This window comes from Caecibacteroides pullorum (assembly GCF_019239235.1).
In the GTDB taxonomy this organism is placed as follows: domain Bacteria; phylum Bacteroidota; class Bacteroidia; order Bacteroidales; family Bacteroidaceae; genus Bacteroides; species Bacteroides pullorum.
This window is the reverse complement of the sequence record NZ_JAAZTS010000011.1, coordinates 1-17,457: the sequence shown is the minus strand read 5'-3', so window position 1 is coordinate 17,457 and position 17,457 is coordinate 1. Positions and strand designations below refer to the sequence as shown.

General features: G+C 47.2%; 11 protein-coding genes. 7 read left to right on the top strand and 4 right to left on the bottom strand.

The features are described from left to right. The first annotated feature begins 122 nt into the window (after positions 1–122). From HF894_RS08900 to HF894_RS08890, 3 genes are read left to right on the top strand one after another with little or no spacing between them, the layout of a single operon-like run. Positions 123–1,862 (top strand): glutamine--tRNA ligase/YqeY domain fusion protein, encoded by a 1,740-nt coding sequence (locus HF894_RS08900; protein WP_075317277.1) that lies wholly within the window; start codon positions 123–125, stop codon positions 1,860–1,862. 21 nt (positions 1,863–1,883) lie between these two features. After that, positions 1,884–3,323 (top strand): tetratricopeptide repeat protein, encoded by a 1,440-nt coding sequence (locus HF894_RS08895; protein WP_204971689.1) that lies wholly within the window; start codon positions 1,884–1,886, stop codon positions 3,321–3,323. Between the two features lie 40 nt (positions 3,324–3,363). Further along, a complete protein-coding gene (locus HF894_RS08890) occupies positions 3,364–4,254 on the top strand; it encodes a DUF368 domain-containing protein (protein ID WP_204971688.1) in 891 nt (296 codons plus the stop codon). 105 nt (positions 4,255–4,359) lie between these two features. Here HF894_RS08890 and tpx read toward each other — a convergent pair whose 3' ends face one another. Beyond that, positions 4,360–4,860, bottom strand: coding sequence for a thiol peroxidase (gene tpx, locus HF894_RS08885; protein ID WP_021846513.1), 501 nt, complete (start codon positions 4,858–4,860; stop codon positions 4,360–4,362). 257 nt (positions 4,861–5,117) lie between these two features. Here tpx and HF894_RS08880 point away from each other — a divergent pair, with 257 nt between their 5' ends. The 3 genes from HF894_RS08880 to HF894_RS08870 are packed head-to-tail and all read left to right on the top strand — an operon-like array spanning position 5,118 to position 7,262. Beyond that, positions 5,118–5,582, top strand: a complete 465-nt coding sequence (locus HF894_RS08880; protein ID WP_021846512.1) for a DUF4494 domain-containing protein — start codon at positions 5,118–5,120, stop codon at positions 5,580–5,582. A gap of 15 nt (positions 5,583–5,597) precedes the next feature. Further along, positions 5,598–6,263 (top strand): YggS family pyridoxal phosphate-dependent enzyme, encoded by a 666-nt coding sequence (locus HF894_RS08875; protein ID WP_021846511.1) that lies wholly within the window; start codon positions 5,598–5,600, stop codon positions 6,261–6,263. An 18-nt stretch (positions 6,264–6,281) separates the two neighbouring features. After that, positions 6,282–7,262, top strand: coding sequence for a dihydroorotate dehydrogenase-like protein (locus HF894_RS08870; RefSeq protein WP_204971687.1), 981 nt, complete (start codon positions 6,282–6,284; stop codon positions 7,260–7,262). 309 nt (positions 7,263–7,571) lie between these two features. Here HF894_RS08870 and HF894_RS08865 read toward each other — a convergent pair whose 3' ends face one another. The 3 genes from HF894_RS08865 to HF894_RS08855 are packed head-to-tail and all read right to left on the bottom strand — an operon-like array spanning position 7,572 to position 15,384. Next, positions 7,572–10,745 carry a DUF5107 domain-containing protein gene (locus HF894_RS08865; RefSeq protein WP_204971686.1) on the bottom strand — a complete coding sequence of 1,058 codons (3,174 nt, stop codon included), beginning with the start codon at positions 10,743–10,745 and terminating at the stop codon, positions 7,572–7,574. 33 nt (positions 10,746–10,778) lie between these two features. Then, the gene (locus HF894_RS08860) at positions 10,779–13,769 is read right to left on the bottom strand and encodes a glycoside hydrolase domain-containing protein (protein ID WP_204971685.1); all 2,991 of its coding nucleotides are present in this window, start codon (positions 13,767–13,769) and stop codon (positions 10,779–10,781) included. Positions 13,770–13,794: 25 nt separating this feature from the next. Continuing rightward, on the bottom strand, positions 13,795–15,384 hold the full coding sequence (locus HF894_RS08855) for a M60 family metallopeptidase (RefSeq protein WP_204971684.1): 1,590 nt from the start codon (positions 15,382–15,384) through the stop codon (positions 13,795–13,797). Positions 15,385–15,777: 393 nt separating this feature from the next. On the opposite strand from HF894_RS08855, the gene HF894_RS08850 reads away from it, so the two are divergent. Beyond that, positions 15,778–17,265, top strand: a complete 1,488-nt coding sequence (locus HF894_RS08850; RefSeq protein WP_204971683.1) for a sulfatase family protein — start codon at positions 15,778–15,780, stop codon at positions 17,263–17,265. Positions 17,266–17,457: the final 192 nt, after the last annotated feature.

The window sequence follows — 17,457 nt, the reverse complement described above, 5'->3', positions numbered from 1 at the left end:
GGACGGACTTCTCCTAAAAAATAAAAGAATATGTTTCCCCACGTCATGTAAAAGTCGTACTTTTGCCACATGTTTTATCATATCCCTACGGGAAATTACACCATATTATATATTATAACACTATGGCAGAACTGAAAAACGAAGAAACAAGCGAAAAGAAAAGCTTGAACTTCATTGAGCAAATTGTAGAAAACGACTTGAGCAACGGTAAAAATGGAGGCAGAGTGCAGACACGCTTCCCGCCGGAGCCTAACGGATACCTGCACATCGGACATGCCAAGGCCATCTGCCTTGATTTCGGCATCGCAGCCGCTCACGGAGGCGTATGCAACCTGCGCTTCGACGACACCAACCCCACCAAGGAGGACGTGGAATACGTCGAGGCCATCAAGGAAGACATACGCTGGCTGGGCTACCAGTGGGGACACGAATACTATGCCTCCGACTACTTCCAGCAGCTGTGGGACTTCGCCATCCGCCTCATCAAGGAAGGCAAGGCTTACATCGACGAACAGTCGTCTGAAGAAATAGCGGCACAGAAAGGTACACCGACCCAGCCGGGTACGGAAAGTCCTTACCGCAACCGCCCTATTGAAGAAAATCTGGAGCTGTTCCAAAAGATGAACAGTGGCGAGGTAGAAGAAGGTGCCATGGTGCTGCGCGCCAAGATAGACATGGCCAACCCCAACATGCACTTCCGCGACCCCATCATCTATCGTGTAGTGAAACATCCGCACCACCGCACGGGTACGAAATGGAAAGCCTATCCCATGTATGACTTCGCCCACGGCCAGAGTGACTTCTTCGAAGGCGTGACCCACTCGCTCTGTACATTGGAATTTGTGGTACACCGCCCGCTCTACGACCTCTTCGTCGATTGGCTGAAAGAAGGCAAGGATCTGGACGACAACCGCCCGCGCCAGTACGAATTCAACAAACTGAACCTGAGCTACACGCTGATGAGCAAGCGCAACCTGCTGACGCTCGTCAAGGAAGGCCTGGTGAACGGCTGGGACGATCCCCGCATGCCGACCATCTGTGGTTTCCGCCGTCGTGGCTATTCGCCAGAGTCTATCCATAAGTTCATCGACAAGATCGGTTACACCACTTACGACGCTCTCAACGAGTTCGCCCTGCTGGAAAGTGCCGTTCGCGAAGACCTGAACGAACGTGCCACTCGTATTTCAGCCGTACTGAATCCTGTGAAGTTGGTTATCACCAACTATCCCGAAGGACAGGTGGAGGAACTGGAAGCCATCAACAACCCCGAACGTCCTGAAGAAGGCAGCCATACCATCGAATTCAGCCGTGAGCTGTGGATGGAGCGCGAAGATTTCATGGAGGACGCCCCGAAGAAATATTTCCGCATGACCCCCGGCCAGGAAGTACGCTTGAAGAATGCCTACATCGTGAAGTGCACAGGTTGCAAGAAGAACGAGGCAGGCGAAGTGGTGGAAGTCTACTGCGAATACGACCCTGACTCAAAGAGCGGTATGCCAGGCGCCAACCGCAAGGTGAAAGGCACCCTGCATTGGGTGAGCTGTGCCCACTGCCTGGAAGCTGAAGTACGCCTGTACGACCGTCTGTGGAAAGTGGAAAATCCTCGCGACGAGCTGGCTGCCATCCGCGAAGCCAAGAACTGCGACGCCCTGACAGCCATGAAGGAAATCATCAACCCCGATTCGCTGAAGGTATTGCCCTGCTGTTATGTCGAAAAGTTTGCTGCCGGCATGAAGCCCCTCACTTATCTGCAATTCCAACGCATCGGCTACTTCAACGTCGACAAGGATTCTACAGCAGAAAAGATGGTCTTCAACCGCACAGTAGGCCTGAAAGACACTTGGGGCAAAATAAACAAATAAAAAAACTGATACACACATACGATGAGTAACAAGAACCTGCTGTCGGGCAAAGACAAGGCATTGGCTGAACTGGTGGAAAGCTACGAAACGGCACGCGACCAGCACATCTCCATCTACATGGATGCAGAAGACCTGGCCGATATTGCCGAATGGTACGACCGCAACAGTAAGTTCGACGACGCAGCCGAAGTCATCGCGTATGGGCTGAAGCTCCACCCTGGCAACACCTCGTTGCTGGTGGAGCGCAGCTACTTACATCTGGATCTGTACGAGCTGGAAGACGCAAAGCAGGCTGCCGCAGAAATAACCGAAGAACGCCCCGACGTCACCATCCTACGCGCCAGACTGTTGGTGGAAGAAGGACGCATAGAGGACGCCGAACTGCAACTGGACATGCTGGAAGACAAATACAGCAAGGAAAACATCATCGATGTGGCTTACATGTACCTTGGAGCCTATCAGTACGACCAGGCAACGGAATGGCTTTCGCACTGGCGATGGGACAAAGAAGATACAGAATACTGCTGTATCATGGCTGACAGCCTGCTCGACCGGAAAAACTATGCAGAAGCTCTGACTTACTATAATAAGCTGATAGACAATGATCCCTATCATCCACAATACTGGATGGCAGCGGCACGTTGCTATATGGGCATGCAGGAATTTGGAAAAGCCATTGACGCCTGCGACTATGCCCTGCTGGCTGATGACGAACTGGGAGAAGCTTACGTCATTAAGGGTTACTGCTTTCTGGAGCTTGGCAACGACGAAGAAGCCGTCAAGTGCTATGAACAGGCCGTCAAGTTCCACAGTATCGCTCCTGCCTATCTGAACTCAATGGTAGGGCAGATCAAGCTGGAAAAAGAAGAATGGGAAAAAGCCTATAACGAACTGGATCTTGCCCTGCAACAGGAAGAGGACTTGAAAGACCCTATTACACGTTCATCCCTCTACGCCGGCATGGCCATCTGCATTTATAAACTTGGCAACGAAAAGTACGAAGGACAGGCACTCGATTACTGCCACAAAGCCATTGACATCGATTACCTCAATGTAGACGCCCATTTGTTGGGAGGCCTAATCTATGCACAACGTGGCGAAAGGCAAAAAGCCGTTGACATGTGGGAAGAAATAGGCAGCTATGACAATACAGCCGATACATGGTCAGAAATAGCCGCTTATAGCACCGAAGCAGGTATGTACCGCTATTCTGTCAGCGCTCTGGAACATATCGAACAGTGGAAACCTGACTATCCGAACCTGTACCAGCGACTTACCATGTCATGTATCCTGTCTGGCGAAACAGAGAAGGCCCGACACTACAACCAACAGACAGAAAGCCCCATGAACGAAAAATACATGGAAAATCTGCAAACACAGGTGGAGACAATGCCTGATGGAGAGGCCATGCAGGTAATGAAAACCTACCTGACAGAACCTATCCGACGAAGAAAAGGATAATTTTTACAAAAAGACTCTACAAAATAAAATTACAAGCAATATGAAAAGAAAACTGAAAGACTACGCATTCATCGCACTAAAAGGTATGGGCATGGGAGCTGCCGATGTTGTACCGGGTGTCTCAGGCGGTACCATCGCCTTTATTGTAGGCATCTACGATGAACTGATAGAAACGATCAAGAGTATTAATATGGAAAGTCTCCGCCTGTTTTTTACAGGAAAATGGGGACAGTTTTGGAAGAAAATCAATGGGAATTTTCTGTTCTCACTTCTGCTGGGAATTGGCATTAGCGTCTTTTCGCTCGCAAAAGTCATAACTTGGCTACTCACTACCCATCCCATTTTGGTATGGGCATTTTTCTTCGGCCTGGTACTGGCATCTACTTGGTTCGTAGGGAAAGACATCAAAGGGTGGAATTGGAAAACTGTCATCGGATTCATCATTGGTGCCATTGTAGCTTACTACATAACCGTTGCTACTCCCGCAGAAACGTCGACCCATCCGCTGTTCATCTTCCTGTGTGGAGCTATTGCTATCTGCGCCATGATTCTTCCAGGCATTTCAGGAAGTTTCATTCTGGTGTTGTTAGGTAAATATTTCTATATAATGGAAGCGGTAAAGACGCTCAATATCACGACCTTGGCCATTTTTGCAGCAGGTGCATTCATCGGTATCACCAGTTTCTCACGTCTGTTATCGTTTGCCTTGAAGCATTTCCGCAACATCACCTTAGCCGTTCTGACAGGCTTCATGCTGGGTTCACTCAACAAAGTATGGCCATGGAAAGAAATAGCCGACAACACTCATGGCATGCCTATCGAAACCAACATCTTGCCCAATGCCTACATTGGCGAGGCAATAGCACTGATGGTAGTAGGCTTCCTCATGGTCTACTTCCTTGAAAAACTATCTAAAAAAGCTGATCAATAAAGAAAAACGAACCTTTTCGCATTTATTCCACAAAATAAAGGGTGTATCTCTATCAAGAAGTCTCAACCTTCTTGGAAAAGGATACACCCTGTTTTTTTAGAAAAATTACTTCAAAACTTCCAAAGCTTTGTCATAATCAGGTTCCTGTGTAATTTCAGGTACCAGCTCCGTATAAGCCACCCGACCGTCCTTACCTATAATAACGACAGCACGTGCCAACAATCCGGCTAACGGACCATCGGCCATACATACACCATAATTCTCATCAAAATCGGAAATACGGAAATCGGACAATGGAATGACATGTTCAATGCCTTCCGTTGTACAAAAACGTGCATGTGCAAAAGGCAGATCTTTCGAAATAGCCAATACAATCGTATCGGGCAAAGAAGCTGCTAATTTATTAAACTTACGAACTGAAGTTGCGCAAACTGCCGTATCAAGACTTGGAAAAATATTCAATACCACATTCTTACCACTCAAATCTTTTAACGAGAAAGTTGACAAGTCCGTTTTTACTAATCCGAAATCGGGGGCTACAGTGCCCACCTGTATAAACTCACCGATCAATCTCACCGGCTGTCCTTTGAAATTTGTTGTTGCCATAATTTTCTTTTCCTTTAAAATTCTTCTTGATAACAAACAAAAGTAAGAAAAAGTTTGGAAGCACCTATTTCAATCATGTTAAAAGAATGTTTCGTCCCGTTCTTATTCCACCCGTCCACAACAATAACTATAACAGAAAATCAGACACTCTGCGCAAATCTTAAACCTTATCTTGCATTCTTCATTTGAAAAGTTTTATCTTTGTGGGGAATTAACCGACCAATTTTTATTGATAGAAAACTAAAAGACTGAAAATTATGGCAATGCATACATGGTTCGAATGCAAGATTCGATATGAAAAAACAATGGAAAACGGCATGAACAAGAAGGTTACGGAGCCCTATCTGGTAGATGCACTCAGCTTTACCGAAGCCGAAGCACGTATCATCGAAGAGATTACTCCTTTCATCAGTGGTGAGTTCACTGTAGCCGACATCAAGCGTGCCAACTATAGCGAACTTTTCCCCTGCGATGAAGAAGCTGCCGACCGCTGGTTCAAATGCAAGCTCATTTTTATCACACTCGATGAAAAGAGCGGTGCAGAGAAAAAAACATCTACGCAAGTATTGGTACAAGCCGCCGATTTGCGCGATGCCGTAAAGAAACTGGATGAAGGGATGAAGGGCACCATGGCCGATTATCAGATAGCCTCTGTGGCCGAAACGCCACTTATGGACGTGTATCCTTACAGCGCTGAGCCCGACGACAAGCCGGAAGTATAAAAAACAAGAGAAAATATGATTGGAGAACGCATCAAAGAAATACGGAACGAACTGCCCGAAGGCGTACGGCTGGTAGCCGTATCGAAGTTCCACCCGAACGAAGCCATCGAAGAAGCTTATCGGGCAGGACAACGTATCTTCGGCGAAAGCAAGGTACAGGAAATGACGGCCAAATATGAAAGTCTGCCGAAAGACATTGAATGGCATTTCATCGGCCACCTGCAGACCAACAAAGTGAAATACATCGTGCCCTACGTAGCACTGATTCACGGCATCGACTCCTACAAGCTCCTGGCAGAAGTAGACAAACAAGCAGCCAAAGCCGGACGCAGGGTGAACTGCCTGCTCCAACTGCACATCGCCCGCGAAGAGACCAAATTCGGCTTCAGCTTCGACGAATGCCGCCAGATGCTGGCCGAAGGCCAGTGGCGTCAGTTGCAGCACATCCGTCTGTGCGGGCTCATGGGCATGGCCACCAACACGGACAACGTCGAACAAATCAAGGAGGAATTCCGTTCCTTAAGCAACTTCTTCCGTGAAGTAAAATCCACATGGTTTGCCGACGACGATGCTTTTTGCGAACTTTCGATGGGCATGTCTCACGACTACCACGAAGCCATTGCCGAAGGAAGCACACTGGTACGTGTAGGAAGCAAAATTTTCGGAGAACGAATTTATTAATCTAAAAAATAAAACATCATGGCAACAACGTTACAAACAACATTTGCCGGGCTTTCCCTTAGAAATCCCATTATCGTCAGCAGTTCAGGTCTGACAGACAGCGCAGCCAAGAACCAGAAACTCTGCGAAGCAGGAGCAGGAGCTATCGTACTGAAGTCTCTCTTTGAAGAGCAGATCATGATGGAAGTCTACCAACACGACGATCCTTCCATGTCACCCGAAGCTGCAGACAAACTGTCTGTCTACATCCTCCACCACAAACTAGGTGAATATCTCAACCTGATACGTGAAAGCAAGAAGGTGTGCGACATCCCCGTTATCGCCAGCATCAACTGCTATAAAGATGACGTATGGGCAGACTTCGCCAAGCAGATCGAAGAAGCCGGAGCCGACGCACTGGAGATCAATATTCTAGCTTTACAAACTGATGTACAATACACCTATGGTAGCTTTGAACAGCGCCACATTGACATCCTGCGTCACATCAAGAAAACGGTCAAAATCCCCGTTATCATGAAACTGGGCAGCAATCTGACGAATCCCGTAGCCCTCATCGACCAGCTTTACGCCAACGGAGCTGCGGCCGTCGTATTGTTCAACCGCTTCTACCAGCCGGATATCAATATCGACAAGATGACGCAGGTGGCAGGTGATGTATTCAGCAATGAGGCCGACCTCTCCAACTCGCTTCGCTGGACCGGTATTGCTTCGGCAGCAGTCAATAAGATAGATTATGCCATTTCAGGTGGCATCCACTCAGCTGAAGGCATTGTAAAATCCATTCTGGCAGGAGCCTCCGCCGTAGAAATTTGCAGTGTTCTTTACAAAGAATCATCTGCCGTCATTAACGAATACAACAAGTTCGTGGCCGAATGGATGGCAAGCAAGGGCATGGAAAACATCGCCCAGTTCAAGGGTAAACTGAACGTAGGCGACGTAAAGGGTGTGAATACTTTCGAACGCACGCAATTCCTGAAGTATTTCGCACAGCACGAATAAGTATTATCTAGCGACAATATAGAGAAAGAGGATAAAGCCGTTGGTTTTATCCTCTTTCTCTTTTCCAAAACATCCGTGAAACCAACTATCTTCCCTGTGAAATCTATCCTTCACCATAAAATACTTGAAAACAAGAACTTACAATAATGTGAAAGCGTGAAGGCTTTACGGATAGTCTCTCAAAAAACGGGCGGTGTGAAAGCAAAACCGAAGTTTCACATGTCCCTCTTTGCGTTTCCTAAACACCTACTTTGGCGCGCTAAACATGCACTTTAGCCCGCTAAACACCTACTTTAGCAGCGTAAAGTGTCACTTGGGTACTCCCGAGAATAATCTTGCAATCAGGTCAAAGTTTGTATCCCGGTAGCCGGTTTCCCAGGGAGTAGTCTCGTTGGAAGCATATCTGCTGCTCAACAGTTCTCTAGCCTGGTCCATGTTTCCATGATAAACGGCAGTACACCATTGTGCCGGTTTGCTTTCCGGGAAATCCTTTTTCCAGGAGGCAACCAGCTTGTCGGCTTCTGCCTGTTTGCCTGTGTCACGCAAAGCCAGTGCCGTCAGCAAATGCGCTGATTCGAAATTGCGGGTGGAAGTAGGATGGGAAGATACTTTGTCCAGCAGGGTTTGGGCTTTTGCCGTTTCTCCTTTCTTTTCATATACCTTGGCTTCCAGATAATCTTCCAGCCGTTTGTCTATCTGATCGTCGTAAGGTTTTCCTACACCCAGGTTTTCCGGCCATTCTTCGGAGGCTTTTATGGATTTCAGGGCTGCATCATACCGGTGTTTGCTGAACTGATCCATTGCCTGGTAGAGGTTGGCAGCACGGTATACGGCTCTGCCGGCATAGGAACCTTCGTTCGGTAACACTTGCATTTTGCTCAACAGGGAAATGCAGGAACCATACTGTCTGGTTTCGCACAGACCGTTGGCATATTTCAGTCCAATGTAATAGTTGTCCGGATATTTCTGGATGTACTTTTTGCCTGTTTCTACTACCTTGTCCCAGTTACTTTCTGCAATATAATAGTTCAGCAAGGCCATGCCGGCTCTCCATGAAGGATCTGCCTGCTCGGCTTTCATCAGGTCTGCCAGTCTGGCTTCGCCTTCCTTGAGCTGTGCGCGCGACAGATACAGAGGTGCATAGCCTGCATTGTCACACAGGTTCATTTCCTGGAGTGCCTTGTCCTTCTGCTGGTTGGTCCAGTATATCAGTCCCTGGTAATAGTTGATTTTCCAGTTGGCTGACTGCGATTCGGCCCAATCCAGGTATTTCAGGGTTTCCGGACGGAAGGGGAAGATATAATCCGGTGACTGGGCATTGGCCAGTTCCAGTGTTTCCCGGGCTTCCCGAGCTGCTCCTTGTCTGCTCTGCAGCCAGGCTTTCTGATACAGGACTATCGGATGATTTCCGGCACAGGTGAGCAGGGCGATGGCTTCTTCCTCACATCCGGTTCTTTCATACCATTCGGCCAGTTCCAGATAAGTTTCGGCCGGCAGTTCATTACGGATCTGGGAAGCGAATGAAGCAAGTTGTTCCGGAGTATGGTTTCCGGACAGCCAGGCTTCTTCAAAGCGGAGACCATGATACAAAGGCAGCTGATCCAGCACCTGGCTGATCTGTTCTTTCGCCAGCTCTGTTCTGCCAGTCTTTCTGTAAATCATTGTCAGCAACTGACGGGCATGAAGGTTCATGGCATTGTAAGTCAGACTCTTCTTTGCATATTGTTCGGCTTTGGTCCAGTTCCGGTCGCAAGCATACATTTCGCCCAGCTGTTCGTAAGCGGCAGTGCGCACTGAAGCTGAAAAAGTAGCGATAGCAAAAGCAGCCTTCGCTTCTGTTGCATTGCCCAGCATGCGGTTGGCCAGTCCGTACAGGTAGTTGGCTTCTCCGTCATAGGTATTCAGCCCCAAAGCCCGTTCCAGCAGGGGAATCATTTCCTGATATCTGCCTTCCCGGTAATAGAGGGAGGAAAGGCGTACCAGAGCCGGTGAGAAGTTGGCATCCTGTTCCAGGGATTTCTTCAGGTAGCTTTCTGCCTTGTCCCATACTTTTTGGTTCAACCATTGTTCTCCCTGGGTATAAAGTCCGAAAGCAGAATTCCAGTTGAAATCTTCGGGAAGGGTCATGGGGCGCTTCAGGTCGAAGTTTTCCGGATTATCCGAGTAGATCAGGAGATTGTCTCCGATGACTACTTTCAGGTGGCCTTCGGGGATGTCTTTTCCTTTCAGGGAAGTCAGGGTGACCGGTTCCATGACGTTGGTAGTCAGAGACAGTGTTTCCACCAGCTGCTGGTCTTTGTAGATCTTGAGATCGGTTGACAGTTTTTCCAGCGGTGAAAAGGCCAGTTTCAGTCCGTCAGCCTCACGCATTACGTGCAAGGCTCCGATGGTGCTGGCCTTGGACACTCCTTTGATTCCTTTGACGGGATACCAGTATTCGGTCCATGCATCCGTCATCTGAGGTGCGAACGAATGATGTTTGTAAGGGGTGTAGGCACTGTTGGAAGCCGGCTGGTTGAACATTCGGCCGGACTGCAGCTCGATGTACTGGCCGTTCTGGTCGGTCAGCAGGTCTTCCCAGATACCTCCTTCACGGGACTGTCCCCATAGGAAGATTTTCATACCCAGTTTCTCATCAAAATTGGAATGATGGATGGACCCGAAATCTTCTCCGTGCCAGTAGATGCCGTAATAGTCATTGTAATATCCCAGAACGTGGTAAGACTTGGAATTGCCGAAATTATTGGAGTCATACCATCCGATGTTCCGGTTGTTTTCATCTACCGGGAACGAGGAAACCTCACCCCCGTGTCCGATGAGATGGTCGCCCGGATAACAGAACTCAGCTTTCTGGCCGACCCGGTATCCGGCATTCATCCACTGGTAATAAGGCTGATCAACATCGGACTGGTTGTACCAGGTGGTGTGGGTTGTAAAGTAAGCTTTGTCCTTAGGCAGATTGACTTCCACAGTCCAGGCCGTGCGTGTCAGCCATTCGTAGGAGAACAGGTAGCAGCTTACACTGCCGTCATCTTTTTGTCTGACCAGATAATCCACAGGAGTGCTGGAGGTGGGAGCGTGTCCGATGATACCGAAATTGAACTCGATACCGCCGGAGGTCCAGGGACCTCTCATGGCGATATCACGGAATTTGGCTACTCCGTTCTTGTAGATAAAGTCTTTACCGGTGGTTTTGTCCACGGCTCCCCATATCTTTCCGCCTACTTCCGGAAAGAGGGTAACTTTGATGTAATCATTCTCCAGTTCAACTGTTTTCCATTCCCGGTTTTCACCTTTGGCTGTAAATCCGTCAAACCGGAAGTAGGGATAGAACAGGTTGGAAGGAGTTGCTACCGGATTCGGATCAGAGAATTTATAGGTTTTCAGGGTCTCTGTCTGTTCCTGAACGGATACATGCTGGGCAAATCCTTGCGGAGCCAGGCAGAAGACACAGGTTGTCAGGGTTAGTATTCTGTTTTTCATGTGAAATGGTTTTTATTCGATGGAATCCTTCGGTTATTCAATCACGATAAGCCATCCTTTTCCTTTCGGAACGGTTACGGTGTCTCCCGGTTTCCAGGTCTTTTCGGGTTGGAAGTTCTCAATAGCCGGGGCATGCAGAGATACCTTGGCCGGATCCAGGCCCAGTTTAGCCCAGTCAATTTGCAGGGTAACATCTACATCATGGTCTTCCCAGGTTGCCAGTGAGACCAGTGTCTTGGTTCCGGTTTTACGGTAGATGGTGGCGAGGGTTTTTTCTCTGCCGGTCTTGACCGGGTTATCCTTCACCCAGTAACCGATCATTTCACTGCCTTTCATTCCAAACTCATCCCAGAATTTCCAAAGAGGACGGTTGTCCACCCCATATCCCGGGTTACGTCCGGTCATGCCATACAGCATTCCGCGCCATTTGTTTCCACCTTCCCACAGCATTTCTCCCATCAGTCCGTAGGGGATACCAGATACTTCCACCATCCAGAACTCGGGCGGCATGTCGTAGTCGAAATATTCGCCGAACCACAGGCGGTCCAGGTAGGGGAAGTGTTCCAGATACAGGTTTGCACTGTTGGCAAAGCCGTCTTTGTCGTTAAACTGGTTGGCTGAATGCAAGTCGATCATGGCACCAGGGTTGGTACGGTTCAGAATCTTGCGTACACGTTTCATGGACATGCGGTCGAAAGCCAGGTCGTCAATGTACAGTCCGTCGATGCCGACATTCTTGACGAGCCAGTCCAGTCCTTCCATATAGTAATTGTGCCAGCGGGATACTCCGGTATTTACAATCGCAGCATCCTGTACATTATAGGCAAACCAGGCAGCGATGTAATCCTGGTCGTAGTGTTCCTGAAGCCAGGAATATCCGCCTCCCTTACCTTTGGAGAAAATTTCTCCGTTGAGGCTTCTCAAGGCAAAGATCTCGGTACAGCTGTTTGAAAGTTCACGTACCGTATTGTAGATCTTCACTTTCATATTCTTTGCATGAGCTCCGTCAATATAAGCTTTCATCTCTCTGGTGCGCAGGAAAGGATAGTTGATAAACGGATTGATGGCATTGGCGTGATGAATATTGACTACGGTCGCTCCGAATTCATGAGTCTTGTCGATGAAGTCATATCCGTGATAATAGCGGTCCTGCCATTGCTTGTCGGGATTGATGGTACGGAACGGAGTGATCAGCACGTTGAAGTAGAAGCACAGGCGGTCACCTTTTTTGACTGTACGTTTTCCTGAATAAGCATTGATCAGGGTGTTTTTTCCTGCTGCACTCAGCTTGATACCTCCATTGCCGTTGTTACACCACGAAACCGGCATGTGCAGCGGTTTCTCGTGGTAGAAGTTCGTATTCAGCGGACGTTCGTATTTGTCGTCATAGAATCGGAGTTGCAGTCCTCCATTGACACTGCCGGTCCACAGGGCATCCTGATTTTTTTCAACGCCCCATTTCCAGTCCAGATTCTGGGGGCAGTAGCCGCCTTTTTCTCCCAATCCCATCATATATTGTGCAATGTTGGGGGCCAGTTCGGTACGGAGTGCAATGTCATTTATTTCACCATCCTTGCGGGCAATAAGCACTACCTTGTATTCCATGTTTCCGTCAGACTCGATCTGGGCGTCCAGGTTCATAATGAACTGATTGTTCTGATTGGTGGCATGCCATCCCAGAGCACCGGCCTTACGTTTGGTATAGGTGAAGTCCAGGTTCTCCCAGTTTTCTCCGGTTGTGAGTTCCATCGGTCTGGACAGGATATCCAGTCCTTCTGTTCCTATTTCGGTGAGTGTTTCCTTGAAATAAGAAGTGATCTGTGCCGGGAATCCGTTGGGCTGAAGAGTCACTTTGCGTCCCAGCAGTGAAATGGTCTTGTCCTGTACATTCAGAGGAATATAGGGAGCGATTACTTCGTCATCAAAGCCGATCTGGGAGTTCAGCCAGCGCAGGCGCGAATGTCTCCAGGGTTCATTGTCTCCATGGTTGGCAATCAGGTTGTCAGTGACATTCAGGGTCACTTTTACCTGTTTGGGTTTCATTCCTGCAGCCTGAACGGTTACTGTTCCTGTATACTGTCCGGCTGTCAGCTGTTCGGGAACCATCGTTCCTACCCACAGGGCCTGTACTTTTCCTTTGGGGACGGAACAGTCTTTTTCAAACACACTTCCGGTGACATCTACACCTCCTGTGTTGAAACAGGTGAATGCAGAAGCGGGGATTGATTCGCCGGTTTGTGAATTAACCAGAGCAGAATAGGTAAGCTTCAGGTGGTTGACATCCTTGCGGGCCGCCCAAAGACCAATTTGGAAGGTGTAATATTCTCCCTTGTCTGCCGTTCCCTCAAAAGAATCATGGCGGTTGTCCTCTATCCATTTATAGGGCAGATCCGTTGTCATGCGGATCGGGTAACGCCGGTCTTCCGTAAACAGAATATAGGGATCCTCTGGTTGGGATTTCAGCAAGTCGTCTTTTTCTTTGGCAGTGGCGATCACTTCCATCGGGTAGAAAGAATGGAATTCATTGATGGCCTGGAATTGCTTGACGGTAGCCTGCGGTAGTTCGGGAGCCTTTTTTCCTGTCAGGCGGTTGGCCTTTTTCCATTCGGCAGATGCTGTTTCTTCAAATCCCGGATAAGTTACGGTCGGATAATATTTGCTTCCTGTAGAAATGTTTTTCAGGTAGTAGATGTAATAGTCTCCCGGAACGGTCTGCGGCTGGAAGGCCACCTCACCTTTTTCCCGGTTGATCTGAAAGCGGCATACGTTGGTGATACGCTTTCCGGTCTTGGCATCAATGACAATCAGATCCTTGTTTTCCGGATTGAAATCTTTCCGTCGCCATTGGATGAGAGCCAGAACTGCATCTGAGGGCTGGTCAACGGAAACCACCACTCTGTGATTGCCGAGTGAATCAGCATTCCAGGTGCCTGTGCCGTATAAGGCTGGCAGGGGTTTCTCCTGTCCCTGAAGGGGAACAGCCAGCAGCAGGCCTCCCAATAAAAGAGGAAAAATTCGTTTCATAGTTTATTGGTATTTAGACTTTGAGTTACTCTTTTTCTTTAGCATAAATCAGTGCGTTGAGTTCTTCCGGAGTGAGCGGCTTGATCAATTGCTGTTTTTCCAGCTCTTCCATTTCTTTCTTGAAGCGGTCTCTCATTTCGGTTGTCATTTCGTAGGTATAATTTCCGTAATCATCGTATGAAAGTTTCAGGATACGGAAGAAACCGAACTTTTCAAAATAAGGATAAAGATTCTTTCCTGCCAGTAAGGAAGCTCCCCGTATGAAGTTCAGCTGGAATGGAACGACGTTGCTGCTTCTGTCCAGATCTTTCAGTTCCGGATGTTCTTTTTCGGAGTTTCTCATTTTTTCGTATAAGTCCGGATAAAAGTCAGGGTAGCCGTTTTGAGTGAAGTAGCATTGCAGCTTCCAGAACGGAACCAGTCTTTCAAATACATCTGTTTCCAGATAGCTGATTGCCTTGTCCGGATTTTCCTTGCAGGAGGAGATGATGGAGTCGTTCATTTCTCCGGCTTTCCGGGAAGGGCTGACCGCACCGGCCTTGCTGTCTTCCAGGAAACTCTTTTCAGCATTGGCAAAAGCTGAGGAAAGTCTGTTCTTGTATCCGAAAGCCTGCGTACAATATCTGGTACAGATATTATTGCTGGTTTCACCCAATCCTCCCCATGAGAGATAGGTTTGCAGCTGATGTACGTGTCCCACTTCATGGCTGAATCCCCAGCAGGCATCTTCGTCTTTTGTCCGCATGTGAACAGGATCGGCCACACGTTTCATGGTATCGAACTTGAAGGCTACGCCATCACCGTCGCGGAACATGTAGTATCCGTAGTTGACGCGGGCAAAGATTTTATTGTTTGTGATGTGATTGTATTTTTTCCAGCCAATGATTTCATGTTGCTTGGACACCAGCTGTTCGTAAACATCAATCAGTTCCTTACCCTGGCCGGGTGCATATTTTTTCAGATCCTCTACCGGGTAAGCCAGGTGTATGTTGCTTCCTGTTGCATCGAAAACCGGATAGACAGCGTTGGCAAGCATTCTGTCCCAGTCTTCGTTGGTATTTACGGATGCATCGAAATATCCGTTGACTTCTCCGGTGATGAAATGTACCTTAACCGTATTTTCTTTTTCCGGGTTGTCGAAGTAGTAATCCATATAGGCAAGTCCTGTCCATTCGGAAGTTTTCTCAATGACGTTAATTCCATTTTTGAGTTCGAATCTTTCAAAATGAAGGCTCCAGTCTTCGTCTCCCTGATTGGGAGCATACAAATCCGCTACTTTCACGCCGAGTTTGCTGCCTTCTTTCAGACCGTCGACAACGATGATGTGTTTTCCGGGCTTGAGTACGATACCTGTAATATGCTGGTAGGTGCTGTAACCGTCTCCGATATGCAACAGTTTTCCCAGTGCTTCCGGACTGTAGACCGGTTTAAAGGAGTTTACACGAAATTGAGTGTCATATTGTTTGTTATACAGGGCTGTGGCCAGATTTCTTAACTCTTCGCTTTTGCAAGACTTGATTTTTCTTTTTCCGACTTTTTTGTTCAGTGTCGTACACAGAGGATCGGCGAATAATTCCTTGGCGATTTCTTCAAGACTGACCTTGTTTTCATCCATGTTTTCATAGACAAAACATGTTTCATAGCTGTTTGCTTCTTTAGCTGATGCTTGTTCTATTGCAAGATTATTGAAAGTCATGCTAAGGCACAATAAGAAACTGATTTTTTTCATAGACTTCGGTTTATAAATTTAATAGATTTGTACATATAGTTTTTCATACCCCATTATCTGGAAAGATCAGATACATTCCGGCGTTATGGTCGGGATAACAATACCGGTCAGTTTTCTGTATTTTCAGACGTTTTACAAAATTAGCAAAAGTTTCTCACCCTTCTTGTTTTTTGTGAAAATTAACTATCTGGAGTATGGTAGAACCCCGATAAAAAAGCAATTTGATTTTTTGTATTATCGTTCAAATAGCTACATTTGCTGAAATAAAACTTAGATACCATGAAAAATTACGCGAATTTCTGTTTTGCTGCTATTGCATCCACTTTGTATCAACTTCCTGTCCAGGCAACTGCCGTATCGGATAATTCCGGTAATGAACGTCCTAATCTTCTGGTCATAATGGCTGACCAGTTTCGTGGAGATGCCTTCAGTTTCAGAGGAAAGGAAGCGGTAAAAACTCCGCATTTTGATTCTTTTGCCAGAGAAGCAGTCGTGTGTACCCAGGCTGTCAGCGGGTATCCTGTATCATCTCCGGCCAGAGGTATGTTCCTTTCGGGAGCTTATCCGCACAAGAATGGAGTTATTACCAACTGTCAGTCGGAGTCAGCCGTACAGGATGTTGAATTGCGGGAAGACCTGACTTGCTGGTCGGATGTACTTCACTCGGAAGGTTACCATACTGCATACATCGGGAAATGGCATTTGGACAAACCTGTGAAGCCTTTTATCGACTGCTACAACAATAAGGGGGAAATGGCCTGGAATGAATGGTGTCCTCCTCACAGAAGACATGGCTTTGACTATTGGGTGGCTTATGGTACATACGACTGGCATCTGAAACCCATGTACTGGAATTCTCAGGCCGGGCGCGAGGATTTTTATTATGTGAATCAGTGGGGGCCTGAATATGAGGCCGATCTTGCCATTCAGTATCTGGATAGTATCAAGGGATCAGACCAGCCTTTTGCCATGATGGTATCCATGAATCCTCCTCATACGGGTTATGAACTGGTACCCGACAATTATAAGGAACTTTATAAAGGATTGAATGTTGATTCGGTTGTAGCCGCAATGCCGCATCTCCGAAATGCAGATCAGAAGTATGTTGATTATTTCAAGAAAAGTCTGCCTGATTATTATGCCTGCATATCGGGAGTAGATGAACAGTTTGGACGGATCATTGAAGCGCTCAAACGAAACGGTATGTTTGATCATACAATTGTTGTCTTTGTTTCTGATCATGGGGATTCCATGGGAATGCATGAGAATATCGGGAAAAATATCTTCTATGAAGAAGCAATGAGAGTTCCTTTTATGATTTCCTGGGGAGACAAACTCTCGCCAAGGGTAGATCAGGACTTATTGCTTTCTGTGGAGGATTTCTGCCCGACTATTTTGTCTCTGATGGGATTGGAGGACAAGATACCTTCTTCTGTCCAGACCCGTAATCTGAGCAAACAGATTCTGGGCAGTCGTAAAAACATGCCGAAATATCAGTTGTATATGCGGTATAACCAAGTAAACTCAACTGGGAAAAATCCAGATACAGGCGCAAGAGGTATACGTAACAAACAATACACATACGCCGCCAAATTCAAGAAAGGAATCATTACTGAAGAATATCTTTTTGATCGAAAAAACGATCCTTATCAGATGAATAATCTAGCTGACAAAGAAGTGAAACTGGTAGGTAAACTCAAAAAGATACTGACTAAGATGCTGGTGGATGTAGAGGATCCTGCATATACAGTCTTTTCCCGTCCCTAAAACTAAAAAGAAAGTATCCAAACTCAGCTCCTGTAAAAATGAGTTTATAGTCTGAGGATAACGCTATTAAAAATAGAGTGCCCTCACTACTGTCCCGTAAAAGTTGATAAATAGTTCTTTGAAATTATTGAAATATAGTCAATTACGTGGTTTCTTGAGATGAAACGGACTTGATTTTGCAACTTTGCAGTC